Annotated in this window: 17 protein-coding genes and 6 pseudogenes; 8 read left to right on the top strand and 15 right to left on the bottom strand. The window is 68.6% G+C overall.

All coding sequences use genetic code 11. The features are described 5' to 3' along the window. Window positions 1–297 precede the first annotated feature (297 nt). Complete coding sequence (locus tag JIX55_RS50775; RefSeq protein ID WP_257569158.1) at window positions 298–480, bottom strand: transposase; 183 nt, start codon at window positions 478–480, stop codon at window positions 298–300. Further along, the gene (locus tag JIX55_RS51280; protein ID WP_443046685.1) at window positions 453–668 is read right to left on the bottom strand and encodes a Tn3 family transposase; all 216 of its coding nucleotides are present in this window, start codon (window positions 666–668) and stop codon (window positions 453–455) included. The genes JIX55_RS50775 and JIX55_RS51280 overlap by 28 nt, the downstream gene beginning before the upstream one ends. Window positions 669–916: 248 nt before the next feature. On the opposite strand from JIX55_RS51280, the gene JIX55_RS51275 reads away from it, so the two are divergent. Together JIX55_RS51275 and JIX55_RS51270 are read left to right on the top strand one after the other, a co-directional pair. After that, the gene (locus JIX55_RS51275; RefSeq protein WP_443046329.1) at window positions 917–1,315 is read left to right on the top strand and encodes an AMP-binding protein; all 399 of its coding nucleotides are present in this window, start codon (window positions 917–919) and stop codon (window positions 1,313–1,315) included. After that, window positions 1,276–1,707: pseudogene (locus tag JIX55_RS51270) on the top strand (AMP-binding protein); the annotation flags it as partial. The gene JIX55_RS51275 and the pseudogene JIX55_RS51270, both read left to right, overlap by 40 nt. A 56-nt stretch (window positions 1,708–1,763) precedes the next feature. Here the strand turns inward: JIX55_RS51270 and JIX55_RS01230 are convergent. The 4 genes from JIX55_RS01230 to JIX55_RS01215 form a co-directional block, all read right to left on the bottom strand. Next, window positions 1,764–2,192: a hypothetical protein gene (locus tag JIX55_RS01230; protein ID WP_257569726.1), complete on the bottom strand. Its 429-nt coding sequence runs from the start codon at window positions 2,190–2,192 to the stop codon at window positions 1,764–1,766. A 509-nt stretch (window positions 2,193–2,701) separates the two neighbouring features. Further along, complete coding sequence (locus tag JIX55_RS01225; RefSeq protein ID WP_257561336.1) at window positions 2,702–3,130, bottom strand: ester cyclase; 429 nt, start codon at window positions 3,128–3,130, stop codon at window positions 2,702–2,704. A 151-nt stretch (window positions 3,131–3,281) separates the two neighbouring features. Further along, window positions 3,282–4,343: an alkene reductase gene (locus JIX55_RS01220; RefSeq protein ID WP_257561335.1), complete on the bottom strand. Its 1,062-nt coding sequence runs from the start codon at window positions 4,341–4,343 to the stop codon at window positions 3,282–3,284. Between the two features lie 328 nt (window positions 4,344–4,671). Beyond that, window positions 4,672–5,463: an SDR family NAD(P)-dependent oxidoreductase gene (locus JIX55_RS01215; protein WP_257561334.1), complete on the bottom strand. Its 792-nt coding sequence runs from the start codon at window positions 5,461–5,463 to the stop codon at window positions 4,672–4,674. Between the two features lie 445 nt (window positions 5,464–5,908). Between JIX55_RS01215 and JIX55_RS01210 the strand changes: the two genes are divergently transcribed. Then, on the top strand, window positions 5,909–6,526 hold the full coding sequence (locus JIX55_RS01210; protein ID WP_257561333.1) for a TetR/AcrR family transcriptional regulator: 618 nt from the start codon (window positions 5,909–5,911) through the stop codon (window positions 6,524–6,526). Between the two features lie 652 nt (window positions 6,527–7,178). Here JIX55_RS01210 and JIX55_RS01205 read toward each other — a convergent pair. Continuing rightward, window positions 7,179–7,577, bottom strand: a complete 399-nt coding sequence (locus JIX55_RS01205) for a nuclear transport factor 2 family protein (protein ID WP_257561332.1) — start codon at window positions 7,575–7,577, stop codon at window positions 7,179–7,181. A 206-nt stretch (window positions 7,578–7,783) separates the two neighbouring features. Between JIX55_RS01205 and JIX55_RS01200 the strand changes: the two genes are divergently transcribed. After that, window positions 7,784–7,960, top strand: coding sequence for a hypothetical protein (locus JIX55_RS01200; protein WP_257561331.1), 177 nt, complete (start codon window positions 7,784–7,786; stop codon window positions 7,958–7,960). 76 nt (window positions 7,961–8,036) lie between these two features. Here JIX55_RS01200 and JIX55_RS01195 read toward each other — a convergent pair whose 3' ends face one another. The 4 genes and pseudogenes from JIX55_RS01195 to JIX55_RS01180 all read right to left on the bottom strand — a co-directional run bounded on the left by JIX55_RS01195 (window position 8,037) and on the right by JIX55_RS01180 (window position 9,935). After that, window positions 8,037–8,612 carry an AAA family ATPase gene (locus JIX55_RS01195; protein ID WP_257561330.1) on the bottom strand — a complete coding sequence of 192 codons (576 nt, stop codon included), beginning with the start codon at window positions 8,610–8,612 and terminating at the stop codon, window positions 8,037–8,039. 41 nt (window positions 8,613–8,653) lie between these two features. Further along, window positions 8,654–9,004, bottom strand: a pseudogene (locus JIX55_RS01190) (transposase); the annotation flags it as partial. 356 nt (window positions 9,005–9,360) lie between these two features. After that, window positions 9,361–9,444, bottom strand: a pseudogene (locus JIX55_RS01185) (MmcQ/YjbR family DNA-binding protein); the annotation flags it as partial. Window positions 9,445–9,539: 95 nt separating this feature from the next. After that, window positions 9,540–9,935 (bottom strand): MmcQ/YjbR family DNA-binding protein, encoded by a 396-nt coding sequence (locus JIX55_RS01180; protein WP_257561328.1) that lies wholly within the window; start codon window positions 9,933–9,935, stop codon window positions 9,540–9,542. Window positions 9,936–10,169: 234 nt separating this feature from the next. On the opposite strand from JIX55_RS01180, the gene JIX55_RS01175 reads away from it, so the two are divergent. Beyond that, window positions 10,170–11,012, top strand: a complete 843-nt coding sequence (locus JIX55_RS01175; RefSeq protein ID WP_257561327.1) for a helix-turn-helix domain-containing protein — start codon at window positions 10,170–10,172, stop codon at window positions 11,010–11,012. A gap of 324 nt (window positions 11,013–11,336) precedes the next feature. Continuing rightward, window positions 11,337–12,163: pseudogene (locus JIX55_RS01170) on the top strand (IS5 family transposase). Between the two features lie 95 nt (window positions 12,164–12,258). Here JIX55_RS01170 and JIX55_RS01165 read toward each other — a convergent pair. Then, a complete protein-coding gene (locus JIX55_RS01165; protein ID WP_257561326.1) occupies window positions 12,259–13,110 on the bottom strand; it encodes an SDR family oxidoreductase in 852 nt (283 codons plus the stop codon). Window positions 13,111–13,211: 101 nt separating this feature from the next. Here JIX55_RS01165 and JIX55_RS01160 point away from each other — a divergent pair, with 101 nt between their 5' ends. Continuing rightward, complete coding sequence (locus JIX55_RS01160; RefSeq protein WP_189783614.1) at window positions 13,212–13,787, top strand: TetR/AcrR family transcriptional regulator; 576 nt, start codon at window positions 13,212–13,214, stop codon at window positions 13,785–13,787. Between the two features lie 170 nt (window positions 13,788–13,957). On the opposite strand, the gene JIX55_RS01155 is transcribed toward JIX55_RS01160, so the two are convergent. The 3 genes and pseudogenes from JIX55_RS01155 to JIX55_RS01145 form a co-directional block, all read right to left on the bottom strand. Continuing rightward, window positions 13,958–14,542: a TetR/AcrR family transcriptional regulator gene (locus JIX55_RS01155; protein WP_257561325.1), complete on the bottom strand. Its 585-nt coding sequence runs from the start codon at window positions 14,540–14,542 to the stop codon at window positions 13,958–13,960. Window positions 14,543–14,595: 53 nt separating this feature from the next. Further along, a pseudogene (locus JIX55_RS51265) lies at window positions 14,596–14,841 on the bottom strand (NAD(P)H-binding protein); the annotation flags it as partial. Between the two features lie 329 nt (window positions 14,842–15,170). Continuing rightward, a complete protein-coding gene (locus JIX55_RS01145) occupies window positions 15,171–16,151 on the bottom strand; it encodes an alcohol dehydrogenase catalytic domain-containing protein (protein ID WP_257561323.1) in 981 nt (326 codons plus the stop codon). Between the two features lie 227 nt (window positions 16,152–16,378). Between JIX55_RS01145 and JIX55_RS51260 the strand changes: the two are divergent. Beyond that, window positions 16,379–16,549 (top strand): annotated as a pseudogene (locus JIX55_RS51260) (transposase); the annotation flags it as partial. Window positions 16,550–16,558 lie beyond the last annotated feature (9 nt).

Genomic DNA, 16,558 nt, shown 5'->3' with positions numbered 1-16,558 from the left:
GCTTGAACTCTGTGGCTGGGGTGGCGGGAGGCTACGACGAAGTCGCGGACCGCTGACGACCGGGTCGGCATCGACTGTGCGGTCAACTTGCGGCACAGGCAGTGCCCTTGTCGCCATAAGGGGGGCAGCAGATCGCTGATTCCCGCCGTCGTGAACAGGCCCATACATTGTCCACGGCGGGTGGGCGCCAGTACCCGGCCTGTCAGCAGCCGCCCCCGCTCCCAGTGGTTGCCACCGCTCGGGCCTACACGACGTCTCCGATGCGGCCGACCTGCCCAGCCCGCGGCCGAACCCGCACTACACCATCCGTCGACGGGGACGCCCGCAGCCGCGGAAGGCCGGCCGGGTCAGCCGGAGCAGGTTCGAGGACCAGGCGCCGAACTTGCGGCTGTCGGAGGCGCACGCGGTGCCGGTGCCCCACCACATCTCATCCCGGACGGCGAAGGTGGCGCTCACCCGCTTGCGCAGGGCCGCGCGCATGTTGACGCGTTGACGAACAGGTGCGGCACCCGGCGCAGCGTCGCCTCGCTCTCGCCGTGTTCGCCGTTCGCCGCGGCCCGCTTGATCCCCATGCTCGTGCCCAGGCCGAACAGGACCAGCAGCAGGCGGCGCCGCAGTACGTCCTTGGACAGGTTCTCCCTGGTGGCGACCGAGGTGAACTCGGCGATGAAGTCGGTGTCGAAGTCGGCGTACTTCAGGATGTCCAGCAGGTCGATGGTGCCCCAAACGCCGTTCGATCTCGCCCTTGATCGCCACCAGGCTCTCCGGCTCCTCCTGCTTCGCCCGCGGGGAAACGCGAATCCACGGCTCGCCGTGCTTCTTGACGATCGCCACCCGCCCGTCGTGCCCTCCGCCGGCGCCTGCGCGAAGCGATCCAGCGAGGTGCGGAGCTTGCCTTGCAGCGCGGGTGATGCCGATGGACGTGCGCTATCCGGCGGAACGGCTGCGGTTCACGACGGACAGGGCGCAGTTGTCCATCGTCGTCACGACCGCGAAGCGGTTCCCCGAGACGACCGGCACGAGGATCGTGACCCCGGACGAACTGCGGGGTCTTGCCGGCGAGTCCGCGGCAGCAGACGAACGTCCGCGAGTGGACGGTGACGGGGGCGACGCCGCGTCTGTGATCTACACGTCGTGCTCGACGGGGCGCCTCAAAGGCGTCGTGGTGCCTCACCGCAACGTTCTGGCTCTGCTGGAAGCCACCGCCGAGGACTTCGGCCTCGACTCGGACGACACCTGGACGCTCTTCCACTCGAGCGCCGTCGACTTCTCCGTGTGGGAGATCTGGGGCTGTCTGCTGTCTGCTGTCTGTTGACCGGTGGCCGGCTGGTGGTCGTGCCGTGCTGGGCGACACGCGATCCCGAAGAGTTCCACGAGCTGCTGGCGGACCACCGCGTTACCGTGCTGAATCAGACCCCTTCGGCCTTCTCCCAACTGGTATGGACCGATCTGCGGGCACCCCGCGAGCTGGCCCTGCGGCTGATCGTCTTCGGTGGCGAGCCGCTCGAGGTACGCATGCTGGCGCCCTGGTTCGCCCAGCACTCCCACACACGGTGCCGGGTGGTGAGCATGTTCGGCATCACCGAGACCACGGCGCACGTGACCGCTCAGACGCTGACCCCGGTGGACGTCGCGGTGGGATCCCGATCGGTCGGCCGCGCTCTGCCCGGGTGGTCCCTGTCGGTCCGGGACCAGCAAGGACGGCTGCTTCCGCCAGGACCGGTGGGAGAGATCTGGGTAGGCGGAGCGGGAGTCGCTGGCCACTACGCACCGGCGCCGGCGGCGGCAGCCGCCGCCAACGCACAGATCGGCGCGTGGGTCCGGGAGAAGACGAAACGACCATCCTGCGCACCATCACCGCCCAGTTCCTGCACCAGGGCGCCCGCGCCCTGGTCCTCGACACCTCGCGGATCTCCCACCTGTGGGCGATGGACCTGCCGACGGTGACGCACCGCGGCAACGTCGCCGGTATCCACGACGCCTTGGTCGGCCTCGCCGTCGAGCTGAAGCGCCGCATCGACCTCGACGGCGACCTCGACGACGTGCCGCGCCTGATGGTCGTGTTCGAGCAGGGCAGTGACACCCTGCGGCGGCTCAAGCGCTACTGGGAGTCCGGCAGAAAGGGGACCCGAAGAAGTCCCCGGCCGTCGCCGCGCTCGAGGAAGTCCTGTACGCGGATGCCGGGTCCGCATCCACGTCTTCTTCGACGGACGCCCGACCGCCGACGTCCTCGGACCCTCCGCCGGCGAGCAGTTCGCCACCGTGATCCTCGCGCGGGTCACGGCCGACACCAGGCAGCGCATCGAACACCAGGAGCTCGGCACCGTTGTCGCCCAGAGAGCGACGCAGTCGCTCCCGCAGTGAGACGCGCGCGCCCATTGGATCATCCGCGTGCTCACGGTGCTGGCGCACCCAAGAGACCGGGATTGACTGCCTCAGGACAGCCTTGGCAAGGCAGCAGAGACCAGTGAACGTCGGCACGGGCGGCGCGGCGGGTGTGCGAGGCGATGGGCATGGAGATCGCGCCCAACAACATCAACACACCCGCCTGTAGCTCAAGCGGCTGACCGAGTGCGGAATCCTGGTCGAGACCGAGCAGAGCTTGTTCGCCCAGCCGCGGCCGTAGCCGCCCGGCGACGCTGTGGCCGGCCCGCCTGCTCCTCCCGAAAGGGTGAAACAGACATCAACTCAGGTAACCCTCTCAGGACTGCAGCTGGGCGAAGAGCGTCGCCAGGTCGATGAGGCCCCAGTGCTCGGTGAGCTTCCCGTCTGCCACCTTGAACATGCGGAGCTCCAGCACCTTGATCGATCGGCCGGTGGCGGGAGTGCCGTTGAACGGCCCGGTGTTCGTGCCGGTGAGGATGAAGCTGATCGCGAACCAGTCGTCCTCGGCGACGACACGGACCGGCGTGGCGGCGAAGTCGGGGACCGCGTCGAGGAACGACGCCAGCACCGCGCGGGTCTCCTCGAGGCCGGTGGCGGTGCCGTCGGCGGCGTGGTTGCGGAAGTCCGGCGCGTACAGGGCGAACAGGGCGTCGAGGTCACGCAGGTTGACGAGCTTGACGTACTCATCGGCAAGTCGGTGCAAGTCGGCGGTGGACGTTCGGGTTTCGGCGTTCGAGGAAGACATGTGCTTCTCCAAGGTGGTGGACGGAGCGGCTCCGCCCCGGTGGTGGACAGTGGAATCGGGTCGAACTGGCGGGTTGGACGAGCAGGGTCTGGCGATGGCACCGGGCAGTGGCTGCTCTTCTTGCGGAGGCGAAGCGCCCGGCCGGGGTTTGTCAGGCGGTGAGGGTGGGGTAGTCGGTGTAGCCGGCCTCGCCGCCGCCGTAGAAGGTGGCGGGGTCGGGGGTGTTCAGCGGCGTGCCGGTGCGTACGCGCTCGACCAGGTCGGGGTTGGCGAGTGCCATTACGCCGACGGTGATGATGTCGGCGGTGCCGTCTTCGATGTCCTTGGCGCGGGTGGCGATGTCGGTGCCGGCCCGGTTGAGGACCAGGGTGGTCGGCCACAGCTTGCGCAGGGTGTGCAGGAGTTCGTCGTCGCCGCCGTGGCCGATGTGCAGGTAGGCGAGGTCGAGGGGGGCGAGGGCGCGTACGAGTGCGGGGTACAGGTCGTGGGTGTCGCTCTCCGCGATGTCGTTGAACGGGTTGCCGGGGGAGATCCGGAACCCGGTGCGGCCGGCGCCGATCTCCTCGGCCACGGCGGTGGCGACCTCGACGGCGAAGCGGATGCGGTTGTCGACGGAGCCGCCGTAGCGGTCGGTGCGCTGGTTGGTGTTGGTGGCGAGGAACTGGTGCAGGAGGTAGCCGTTGGCGCTGTGGATCTCGACGCCGTCGGCGCCGGCCTCGATGGCGGCTGCGGCGGCGCGGCGGAAGTCGTCGACCGTCGCGGCGACTTCCTCGGTGGACAGTTCGCGCGGTACCGGGAACTCCTGGAGTCCGGACGCGGTGAACATCTCGCCCGCCGGCTGGACCGGGGAGGGGGCGACGGGCTGCCGGTGGTGGGGGGTGTTGTCGGGGTGGGACATCCGTCCGGCGTGCATGAGCTGGATGACGATGCGTCCGTCGGCCTTGTGTACGGCGTCGGTGACCTTGCGCCAGCCGGCGATGTGTTCCTCGGAGTAGATGCCGGGGGTGAGGATGTAGCCCTGTCCGTCGGCGTTGGGCTGGGTGCCCTCGGTGATGATGAGGGCGTGCGAGGCGCGCTGGGCGTAGTACTCGGCGTTCAGCTCGGTCGGTATGCCTGCCGGGGTGGACCGGTTGCGCGTCATGGGGGCCATCGCCAGCCGGTGCGGCAGGGAGATCTCCCCGGCGACGATCGGGTTCCACAGGGCGTTCGACATGGATGTTTCCTCAAGTAAAGGGGGGGAGAGTTCTGCGGGGTGGCGGGTTGCCGCGAGAAGCGCTAACGCGGTGAGTGGCCGGATGGGCCCGGTGGCCTTCCACCGTGGAAGGCAGGCTGCGTGGAGGGGCGGCCGACGGCGCGGGCGGGCTTGCCGTGCACCTGACCGCCGCCATCGCGGTACTGGTACTGGGCCCCGGCTGTCTGTAAGGGGGAGGACGCCGGGCGCGTTGGTCTTCCCCACGGGCCGGAGGACGTATCGGTCGTGTGTGGCAGCGGCCGTGCCGTTGTCACAGAGGGACTGCCGCAGCGGGGGTCGGAGCCGGCGGTCAGCCGCGGTAGCGGTCGGCCGGGACCCGCTGCGACAGGTTCGGGACGAGCGTCTGGCGCGCCTTCTCGAACGACTCCCAGTCACTGATCTGGGGCAGTGACGGGATGGTGACCGGCTCCCCGGCGTCGAGGCCGGCGAGCGCCGCGTCGACGGTGTCGTCCGCGCTCATGATCCACTCGTCGGGGAACGCCGCGAGGTCGAGGCCGGAGCCGTCCCAGAACTCCGTGCGGACCGCGCCCGGGAGTACGGCCTGCACTGTGACGGGGCTCTCGGCGAGTTCCTGCTGCAGGGCCTGGGTGAACGTCAGGACGTAGCTCTTGGTGCCGCTGTAGACGGCGCTGACGGGCAGGATGTTGAGAGCCAGGGCAGAGGAGATGTTCACCACGGTGCCGTGCCCGCGGGCCGTCAGGCCCGGCAGGACCGCGGTGGTCAGCCTGGTCAGCGAGGTCACGTTGAGGTTGATCAGTGCCTCGGAGGCCGCGGCGTCGGAGGCCGCCAGCGGGGTGAACAACGACCCTCCGGCGTTGTTGATCAGGACCGCGATGCTCTCGTCGGTCCGTAGGCGCTCCTCGACCACAGAGATCTGCGCCGCGTCGGTGAGGTCGGCGGTGACGACGTCCACCGCGCGGCCCGTGCGGCTGCGGATGTCCGCCGCCAGCGTCTCCAGCCGCGCGGTGTTCCGGGCCACCAGGATCAGGTCGTGGCCCCGGTCGGCAAGCCGCTGCGCGTAGGCGGCACCCAGGCCTGCGGACGCGCCGGTGACGACAGCGGTCTTGTTCTGCGTGGTCATGGGGTGGATCTCATTTCTGGGCTGACGGGGTGAGTGGGGGCCGGAGCGTCGACCCCGCTTTAGATTACGATAGCTATCTAAAGGGTTCTGGTCAACGGTCCCGCAATGCCGTCAATCACCGCCCACGGCCGGAGACCGCTCGACGTGCACGCGGGGCTACAGGGTCGGCGGCCGATCAGGTTCGAATGGAGAGTCATCGGGCCGCCTGGTCGCCATGGACGGTTTCGCGCACTGCCCTCACGGCGAGCACGCGGGCACGGCGAACGACACCCCGGAACGGATGCCCCGCACGGCCGGAAGCCGCTTCCGCTTCGGATGCGGGCCCGCGAGCTCCTCGCCTTGCGGCGGCGAGAAGGAGCCGCACGGGAAGAGGACGCCGCGGCCGGCCGCCCGGCACTTCGCGTACGATAGATGCACTTAACTATCTAACGTGGGCGGGTGACTGATGAGTCGGGTTTCGCAAGCACAGGCGCTCGAGAACCGCAGGCGCGCGGTCGCCGCGGCCTCCCAGCTCTTCCGGGAGCGCGGTGTGAACGGCATCAGCGTCGCCGATCTGATGAAGTCCATCGGGCTGACCACGGGCGGCTTCTACAAGCAGTTCCCCTCCAAGGAGGCCCTGGTGGCCGAGGCGGCTCAGGCCGCCTTCGGGGACCTCGACCTGCTCCTGGCGTCGTTCGACACGGCCCACGGCGATCACGAGACCGCGTGCGGCGCCCTCGTCGACTTCTATCTGTCGGCCGAGCACCGTGACCAGCCCGGCACCGGCTGCCCCACCGCCGGATTCGCAGGGGACATGGCCCGCGAGCCCACATCCGGGGAAGTACGCGAAACGTACGCGGCCGGAGTCGAGGAATTCGCCGCGTGGATGTCCACCGACACCAGCGAGGGCCTTCCCCTGGTGGCCACTCTGGTCGGCGCGATCCTGCTTGCCCGGGCCACGGCGGGCACCGAACTGTCGGAAAAGATCATGGAGTCGACCCACAAAGCCCTGACCGCACCACACGGGCCTCGACCCGGAATCCTGGGGACAGGGGCTGTGCGACTGGGGCCCGACGCCACGTAGGTAGGCAATCTCCGGAATCCCGGCAGCACGCGGTGGCGGTAGCCCTCCGGCCGCCCGCCCCACCCCTCCAGCCATGCCGGAATGGACAGCAACGGCCGGATGACCTGCCATTTAGCCTCCGTCATGTCGCAGGCGTAACACCGCACGCGCTCCGGCCCGTTCGCCACGTTGTCGAACCGGTGCGCGAGGCAGTCACACGACAGGGACGGCGAGTGGGAATCCACGCACGCGAGTGCGAAAGACTGCGGCAACGATCTTCTGGTGATCGGATACGCACCCCGAACTGCCAAGAGACCCTGCTGTCATGCGTCGGCTCTCGCGCGATCAACCGCGTCCGGGAACATGGAGTCCCCGGATTCACCACGAGACGCTAGGCCGCCTCTGCTGGAATGTACGGGCACCACGACGGCTGATCGCTACCGGTTGCGTCTGTGCCGAGGCCTGGCCACGGCCAGCCCTCGCTGGCCACCAGGCCAGCTGTGCGGTGGATTTTTGTGCGGTCGGGCTGCTGGGTGTCGCAGGAGGCGGTGGCCAGACGCACGCACGCTTCCGCCAGTTTGGTTCCATCTGTCAGTGCTTCGTCGTCGGAGATGACAAGACATCGGCCGGGGTGGCGGCTGGCGTAGGTGTGGGCGTCCGACCTCCCCTGCGGTCAGGGCTGGTCGTACCAGGCAAACGCTGCGATCCGCCAGCCCTCTGAGGTACGGACGAACTGGATGGTCTTGGTCCCGCCTCCCTCGAACGGCTCACCATCCAAGGTCCCGGACTTGCGGTACTCGCAGAACCGCGACGCGATATCGCCCGCGATCTCTGTCCGTTCGGAGGCTTCCCACTCGGAGAACTCGACCAGCCGTCCGTCGGTCAACAGCCGCTGGCGAGGCTCGATGAACTGGTCCACGGTGTAGACCGTGAACTCCGGGCCGGTCTTGACGATCACACCACCCGGAAGAACCAGTCGGCGGATCCGGGCCACGTCGGCAACCTTGCCGCCCCGGTTGTCAAAGGCCTCGAAGAACTCGGCGGTCACCACGTCTATCTCGATCTTGGACATGGCGCGACTGTAACGGGGGAAGAGGCCGGACATCGTCAGTCTCGAGAAGCTGCGGTACGTCGTCGAGTAGACCGTCGCCGCCCACTTCAAGCGCACGGGTGCTGTTCATCTTCGTTCCCGCGCCGTGCCGCGCGGCCCCGACAACGAGGGGGCCGCCTTCCACGAGCGTGCCCGCCGCGTCCGGGGCGTGAAATCGCCGGCTCACGGTGGCGACCACGACTCTGACGCAGCTGACCCGGCAGGGGCACGACCAGCCGGTGTGGAGGGTCGTCGGCCACGGCGAGGACCGCCCCGCCCTGGACGCGGTGCCGAAGGCACGGTGTGCACCCATCGTGGTGCGCAGGAAGCGGATCTGCTCGTCGACCGTCTTCTTCGCCTGGTAGCCGACGTTGGTCAGCCACTGGTTGTTCAGGCGGCCGAGCCTGCGGACGGCTTCGGGGTGGCTGATCAGAGCCATTGTCAAGAGTTGTGGATCGAGTCGTTCGCGTCGGTGATGCTGTCGCTCGGGTTGAGGTTGAGGAGGTAGGCGACCCTCGCGAGGCCTTGCAGGATGCTGTCGGCGGTTGCCTCAGCGGTCAGGTTGGTGGAATCCAGGACGTGGGCCTCATAGGTGCCCAGGTTGCTGAACTGGCCGTGCAGTGAGCGGATCGGCTCGGGGTCGGTCAAAGCGTCGCCGGCCCGGCTCGTTGCCCGCTCCAGTGTGGTGTGTTGGTCCGGCCGAAGGATGACGTAGCTCAGCGGCAGGGCCCGCTCCCGGGCCGTCACGCGGAAGATGTCGATGAACCAGGGCCCGACGATGCCGTCGCAGATCACCTGGTAGCCGCCGTCGGCGTAGCCGAACGCTGCCGAGACCAGTACCTGCAGGACTACTTGGTTCTGCTCGTGTGCTTCGGGCAGGTAAGGCGCGATCCAGCCCTGCTTGATATAGCGCCAGAAGTCGTCGCTGTGCAGGTGGACGCTGGGAGTCAGGTGATCTGCCAGCAGTCGCGCCACGGTGCTCTTGCCGGCTCCGGGCGGCCCGGTCAGGATGATCACCTGACCGCGGTGAGGGGACGTCCGGGGGAGTGGCGGCGGGTTCATGCCGCCACCGTGCCACGTTCGACCAGCACACCGCTTTCGAATTCGGCTCCCGCACGGACAAGGGGCAGCAGGTGGGCGCCAGTGATCGCGCGCCAGCGGGCCTGGGCGGACTCGACGAGCTTGAACACCATCGCGAGTGCCGCGGCGGGGCTGCCGGCCCCGCGGGTAACCTTGGTGCGGAGCTTGACCGTGGAGAACGTCGACTTGATGGGGTTCGTGGTCCGCAGGTGGATCCACTGCTCGGCAGGGAAGTCGTAGAACGCCAGCAGCTCCTCCTGATCGTCGGTGATCTTCGCGACGGCCTTGGGCCATTTGGTGCCGTAGGCGCGGGCGAACGCATCGATCGCCTTCCCCCCCGTGGGCGCGGTCCTCGCCACCACGAACCGTGCGACCGTAAGAGCGGCAGGGTCGGTTCCATCGGTCTCTCAGGTCGGAGGCGGAGGTGTGCGGACGTGGCGAGCCTTGCACGGGGCGCTGACAGGCGTCGGCTCAGCCGCTCGTGGGGAAGTTCGCGGTGCTCATCGAGCCCTGGGGCGGTCTCGTCGCGGCAGCCGCTCGACGGCCAGGTCGTAGGAATCCTCGACCGCGTCGGTGACCAGTCGCTCGGTGACGCCGGGGCCTGGCCCCAGGGAGATCCAGTGCCGTTGTTGAGATAGCGGCCCGGTGTGATCGAGGCGTGGCCGCGTACGTGCGCGCGGGCGTGTTCGGGTTCGCACTTGACCGTGATGATCTGATCGTCGGGGTCGTCGGTGACGATCAGGAACACTTTCCCCGCGACCTTGTACACGTCGAGTTCGGGGGGGAAGGGGTAGCCGTGGCTGACGTCGGTCAGGGCCAGGGCCGCCCGGCGGGCGGTGTCCTGGAGCCGGTCGCCGGCCGCGCTCACCGGGCCGCCCGTGCGCCGGTGCCGTAGGTGTGAGGGTCGACCGGCCGCTCGGCCCTGGGTAGGTGAGCGACGACGAGCCGGTAGGAGTCGGTGACGAGCTCCCTGACGAGCTCCTTGTCGACGCCTTCTCCGCTCTCCAGGGTGATCCAGTGCTTCTTGTTCATGTGGTAGCCGGGGGTGATGTGGCTGTACTGCTGCCGCAGGGCGTGGGCCTCGCCGGGGTCCGCCTTGAGGATCACGACGGGCCGCCCCGGGACCTCGGTCATCAGCATGAACACCTTGCCGCGCACCTTGAAGACCTCCCAGTCGGGGCCGAAGGGGTGCTCCAGCTGGGCTCCGGGGAGTTCCTCCGCGCAGTCGGCGGCGGTCTTGTGCAGGGCCGATCCGTTCATGGGTGGTGAGCCTTCTCAGGTGGTGACGGACTGTGGTAGCGAAGGAGGCGGCGGGCGCGCCGCGCGGGCGCGGTGGCACGTCCCATCCTTCCGTCGAAGCCGCCTGAAAGGGCGGTAGGCTGCGGACACGTGATGGTCGACAAGCGACACTCCGGGCCGAGCAGGCAGGCCGGACCAGCTGCGGTTCCGCTGTACGGTTTCCAGCCCCCGGTCGGCACTCCCTACGGCCTTGAGGTGAGTACCGTCGAGGACTTCTTCGCCCAGCACGACGACTGGCCGTGGAACCCGCCCCGTCCGGGCCGTGCCACCTTCCACTACCTCATCGCGGTCACCGAGGGTGAGCTGCGACACGACGTCGACCACGTCACGCGGACCGTCGCCCCCGGCCAGTGGCTGTGGGTGCGTCCCGGGCACGCGCAGTGCTGGCATCCGCCCGGCGCGGCCCGCGGCCCGTTCATCCTGTTCGAACCGGACGTGCTGCGGCCCGACCTCGCCCGTCTCCTGGCCCCGCTCACCGCGCACGAGGCCCCTGCCGTGCTCAGCCCGCACCCCGACGACACCGCCTGGCTCCAGCAGACGGCACTCCAGCTCCTGGACGAACACCGCGCACTGGGGCGCCGCCCCCTCGACATCCACCACGGCCTGCGGCGCAGCCTGCTCGAATCGCTGCTGCTGCGCCTGGCCAACTCCCAAGGAATCGCACCCATCGGCACGGCCGCGGCCACGGCCCGCGCCGGCCGTGGCCGTGCCGACAGGTACGGGCGCTTCCTGGACGCCCTGGAGCTGCACTTTCGCGAGCTGCATCAAGCCGCGGATTACGCCGAGTTGCTCGGCTGCTCGGTCCGCACCCTTAGCCGTGCCGCCCGGGACGCCACCGGCAAGGGGGTGCGTGAACTCATCGACGAGCGGCGCCTCCTGGAAGCCCGGCGCCTGCTGGGAGGTGCCCGGTGGGACGCCCGGGCTGTGGCCGTCCACCTCGGCTTCACCGACCCCGCGAACTTCGGCCGCTTCTTCCGCGACCGCACCGGTCTCACCCCGTCCGCCTTCGCGGCCCGCGCAACGAGGACCGACGCGTGACGGAATCCCGGCGGCGGAGGCCCCTTGCCCGTCAGGAGGCGATGGCTCCCATCGCGGTCTGCGTGAACGCCTCATGGGAGTGCACGATGTGCCACTCGCCGTCGATCACCTCATGACCAGGCGCCATGCCCGGAAGGCGCCATCCCCAGCCGGCCGAGGAAACCCGCCTCGGCCGACACCTGAACGTTCCAGGCCACGGATGTCGGCGGGCTCGGCACGTCCATGAACAGTCAACAGTGCCCGGTCATTTCCGCTTAGAACTCCTAACGAAATGATCTTCGAGCTGGTTGGATCACTCCGGGACTGACGACCTGGGGGTGTGCGGTGGCGCGGCCGAAGCCGTGGGAAGTCGAAGACGAGCTGTGGGCGGTGATCGAGCCGTTGCTGCCCAAGGTGGAGCGTCGGACGCGGCATCCGGGACGCAAACGGCATCCTGACCGGTTGGTCTTCCAGGGCGTCCTGTTTGTGCTGTGCACCGGGATCGCCTGGGAACATCTGCCGCAGGAACTCGGCTTCGGGTCGGGAATGACCTGCTGGCGCCGCCTGGCCGAGTGGACCGAGGCAGGTGTATGGCCCCAGCTGCACGGGGTCCTCCTCGCCGAACTCCGCAGCGCGAATGCCCTCGATTTCTCCCGTGCAGCCGTCGACGGCCCCCACATCCGTGCGGTGAAGGGAGGCGCCAAGACTGGACGAAGCCCGGTGGACCGCGGGAGGACGGGCAGCAAACACCACCTGATCACCGACGCCACCGGCATCCCGCTCGCCGCCACCCTGACTGGGGGCAACCGCAACGATGTCACCAGCTAATCCCGCTCCTCCAAGCCGTGCCGCCCGTTCGCGGCAAGCGCGGCCGGCCCCGACGCCGCCCCGACGTGGTGCTGGCCGACCGCGGCTAGGACCACGACAAATACCGCCGACTGGTCTGGGTCCTCGGGGTGAAGCCGCTGATCGCCCGCCGTGGCACCGAGCACGGCTCCGGACTGGGCACCCAACGCTGGGTCGTGGAGGGCGCGTTCGCCCATTTACATTGGTTCCGCCGCTTGCGAATCCGCTGGGAGATACGCGACGACATCCGCGAAGCGTTCCTCACTCTCGGATGCGCACTCATCTGCTGGCGACGCCTGATGCGATCGCGTGGGAGTGCTGGGTGAGACGACGTGGCGGACTTCCGGACGTCGAAGTTGCAGAGATGCGCAAGGCCGTAATGGCGGCGAGATTTCCTGACGGGTCGTGCCGGTGGGGCGGATCAGCGGGTGAAGGCGACAGATTCAGCGAGATCCTTCTGAGTCTCGAGCGCGGTGAGACGTTCGGTGAGTGCCGCGTGGATTGCGCTATAGGTGTCGGAGCCGAGAGTCAGGCGCAGTGGCGGGCTCGGGTGGCGGGTGGTGTCGTAAATGGCGGCGGCGAGCTTGGCCGGATCGCCGGTGAAGACGCTCTCGTCTGCGGTTTCCAGGTAGTGCCGGGTCCGGCCGACGGCATTGTCGCGGTAGACGGTCGTTTCGGTGGTGTATTGCAGGGCCGAAGCGAAGCCTGTGCGGGTGGCGCCGGGCTCGACCAGAGTGAGGTGAATGTTGAAGTCGGAGACCTCGCGGCTGACGCTCTCGGTGAAGCCCTCCAGCCCCCACTTGCCCGCGTGATAGGAGCTGTGAGTGGGGATACCGACCTGGCCGCCCACGCTGGAGATCTGGATGATCCGGCCACCGCCCTGCTCACGCATCGGCTGCAGGAAGGCGCAGGTGATCACCATCGGCGCGAGCAGGAGGACTTCGATCTGGTCGCGAATCTGCTCGACGGTCATTTCCTCGGCGGCGCCCACAACCGCGTATCCGGCATTGTTGACCACAATGTCCACCGCCCCGGACCGGAGCGTCCTGCCGACCACCTTGTCCACATCGGCCGGCCGCGTGAGGTCGAGGATCTCGACAGTCAGCCGGTCGCCGTACGTCTCGCGCAGGTCTTCCAGAACTGCCGGGCGGCGGACCGTCGCCGTAACGCGGTCGCCGTTCCGGAGGGCGTGCTCGGTGAGATGGCGGCCCAGCCCACCGGAGGCTCCGGTGACGAACCAGTGACGTGAGGCCTTGTCGGAGGGAGCGGGCATGGGGGTCTCCTGAAGTAGAGTGATACCGGAACCTATTCCGTTTAAAGTTAAGCGGAACAGATTCCGGAAAGCAACTGGAGACCGACACCGAAGGAACCCGCATGCCCGCCACGCCCCGCCGCACCAGGAGTGACGCGCTGCAGAACCGGGAGCGCCTGCTGGAGGTCGCCGCGCAGGCCTTCGCCGAGCAGGGGCTGGACACCGCGCCTGCCGCCATCGCCAAGCAGGCGGGCGTCGGTGTCGGCACGCTCTACCGGCACTTCCCGACTAGGGAAGTCCTCATCGACGCCGCCTACCGGCGCCAACTCACCCAGGTGTGCGAGAAGGTGAACGACCTTCTCACCCAGCACCCGGCTGCCGAGGCCACCCGGATGTGGATGGAACACTTCATCCACTACGCCACGGCAAAGAGCGGAATGTCCGAAGCCCTCAACGCGGTCATCGCCTCCGGCATCGATCCATACTCCGACAGCCGCGCACTCCTTACCGACGCCGTCGCCACCCTCCTCACGGCCGGCGCCCGAGACGGAAGCCTGCGAACGGACGTCGCCCCGGACAATGTCCTACTCCTCATGGGTGGCATCGCCTATTCCGTGCAGCACGGCACCAAAGAGCAAGCCCGTCCGCTCGTCGACCTCTTCATGGACGCGCTGACCAAGGACTCGACCGCGAGCTGAACCCGAGCTCCCGGACCGGCACGCCAACGCAAGCGCAGCCACGGTCAATTCATCGAGTGGCTCTGTCGGCACTCACGAGGTTCTGGACACATGCCGCGCACCGAGTTCCGAGCGCATCCCGTTAGGAGTTCTTAGTGAATAGCCAGACGATTCTGGCCGGTCCTCTGCCCTCACCGGTCCGCGTCTTGTCGGGAAAGACCGTCGAGGATGACGTTCATCAAAGGCCGGGCCCTTGATTCCCACTCATTCCGGTCCAGTCGGCCGAGGTATGCGATGAGCAGGAGGACCCCGTGGGCGTCCACGTCCGCACGGATGGAACCTGCCGCTTTTCCGGCGTCCAGCAGGTGCCCGAGGGCGCCCTCGATGGGGTTGTGGCTGTGGGCGGCAAGGCCCTGCCATGCCGCCGCCTCAAGCGCTGCCAGGACACCGCGCTTGATGTCGGCGTAGTCGATCACTCGGTCGAGCCAGCGACGGAAGGCTTCCACAGGCTCGTTTTCCGCCAGCAGAGCGGAGGCGGCGACCACGAGTTCTTCGATATCGCGCCGGTACGCCTCGGCGAGGAGCGCTTCGCGGTTGGGAAAGTGCCGGTAGAGCGTTCCCTCTCCTACACCGGCGCGCTTGGCGATCCCGTTGAGGGGACGTCGTTGGACTCGGCAACGGCTGCGCGGGCGGCCTCCAGTATGCGGGTTCGGTTCTGCGCCGCATCCCGACGGCGTGCTGGTGCGCTCATAGGCCTCTCCTGATGTTCCGCCCACCACAACTGGACACCTGTCTGGTAGGGCGGGCTGCGCAGGGGGAAGGTGGAAAGGAGGAGGAGCCGGTGGACTCCTGCCTTCGTTGCGGCGGTTGCCGCGATTTCCACGCCCTGCCCGTCGACAGCGTCCGCCTTTCGCGGGCAGGTTCCGCTCGCGCCCGCGGTGAAGACGACTGCGTCGGCACCTTCCAGACGGGCGGCTGGAGTGTCGACGCTGAGCGACGTCAGGTCGCCGAGAACCGGCTCCATTCCGTCGGATTCCGGGGTGTGCGCCTGCGCGGTATGGCGGTGAAGGCCCACAACCTGGTCGCCCTGTTAGATGAGTCGTGCGGCGAGGCGGGAGCCTACGCCGCCGGTCACGCCGATGGCGAGGCCCGGGACATGGTCCCCTTTCTCGCTGGTTGACGATCTCGGTGGTTGCCGGCTGGGTCTCAGCGATGGCCTCCATGGTGACGTCGACCGTGCCGTCGTACTTCTTGAAGGCATCGGCCCCCGAGTCGATTTCGCCGAGGATGATGATGCCGGGGGCGGGGGGCCTCTGCCGGTTTCTCTTACGGATGCTGTGACCGGCCGTTGTCGGCCGTCGCGCATCAGGCGTGGTTGGTTGTCCTTTCTCAGCTGCCCAGGTCTCAGTCGTCCAGGACGACGACGTGCTTGCCCGGCGTGGTGCCGGACTCGACGTCGGCCTGGGCGTCACGGACCTGTTCCAGGCCGTGGTGGACCTTCGCGACCGGGACTTTGAGGAGCCCTGCGGCGATGGCCTGGAGCTGGTGGGCGAAGACGTGGGCCGGGAGGTCGGCGGCCTGACCGCCGTAGGACGTCAGCCGCACCCCGTTGGGGATCATGAACGGGGTGAAATCGGGGATCGTCCACTGGCCCGACAGGGCTCCGGTGAAGCAGACCGTGCCGTGCCGGCGGACGGTGCGGAGGGTGTCGGCGAGGACCGAGCAGCCCACCAGCTCCAGTACGGCGTCGACGCCGTCCGGCATCAGCTCGCTCACCTGGTCGGCGATCGTGCTGTTGTCGACGAGGGCATGGTCGGCGCCCGCGGCCCGCAGTTCCCCGGCCCTCTCCGGGCTGCGGATGGTGGACAGCACGGTGGCTCCGAGGTCCTTCGCGATCGTGGCCGCGCTCAGCCCGACCGTGGAGGTGCCGCCGCGGATCAGCAGCGTCTGCCCTGCCTTGAGGTCCAGGCCGGTGGTCAGCGATCCGTAGGCGGTCTGGAACATCTCCGGCAGCGCGCCGACGACCTCCCACGGCAGGCCGGTCTCGAACGGGATGACCTGCCCGGCGGGGACGGTCACGTACTGGGCGTACGCGCCGTCGTACGAGCGGCCCATGCCGCCCATCATCGTGGCCACCTGCTGTCCCGGCCTCAGCTCGCTGTTCTCGTCGGCCTCATCGACCACGCCGACGCCCTCGATGCCGGGGATCCGCGGGTAGGTGACCTCCGCGTCCGACTCGCCCTTGCGGGTGGTGACCTCGGACTCGTTGACGCCGAACGCCTTCACCCTGATCCGCACCCAGCCGGGCTTGCGTACGGGCACCGGCACATCCTTGATCTCCAGTGCGTCGAGGCCGCCGGGCCGGGTGACGACGACGGCCCGCATCGTCGCCGGCCGCTGTCGGTTGGCTCATGTCGAGTTCCTCACTCTGTTCGCCCCCTGGTGCGCTGTTCCGTACCTCCCGATGACTCAGGGGCGGGCGATGTTCTCGAACAGGTCGAGGACCGCCTGGTAGCGGGCCAACGCGGCTGCACGATCGTGTGATCACCTCGCGCACGCGTACGGCAACGCGGTCGGCCACCGGGACCGGGAACGCCGGTATCCCTCCGACAATGTCGGACGCGGAATGGGCGGCCGTCCGGCCTCTGCTGCCGGTGCCGACCTGGCTTTGGGGGAGGGGCGGATCGCCCGAGGGACACTGTCACCGGCAGCTGCTGGACGTGATCCGTCACCTGGTCACGGGCGGGATCTCGTGGCGGGCGATGCCCGCGGACTTTCCCGGCTGGGGTCGG

This window comes from Streptomyces sp. DSM 40750 (assembly GCF_024612035.1).
In the GTDB taxonomy this organism is placed as follows: Bacteria; Actinomycetota; Actinomycetes; order Streptomycetales; family Streptomycetaceae; genus Streptomyces.
This window is presented reverse-complemented; position numbering and strand designations above follow the sequence as displayed.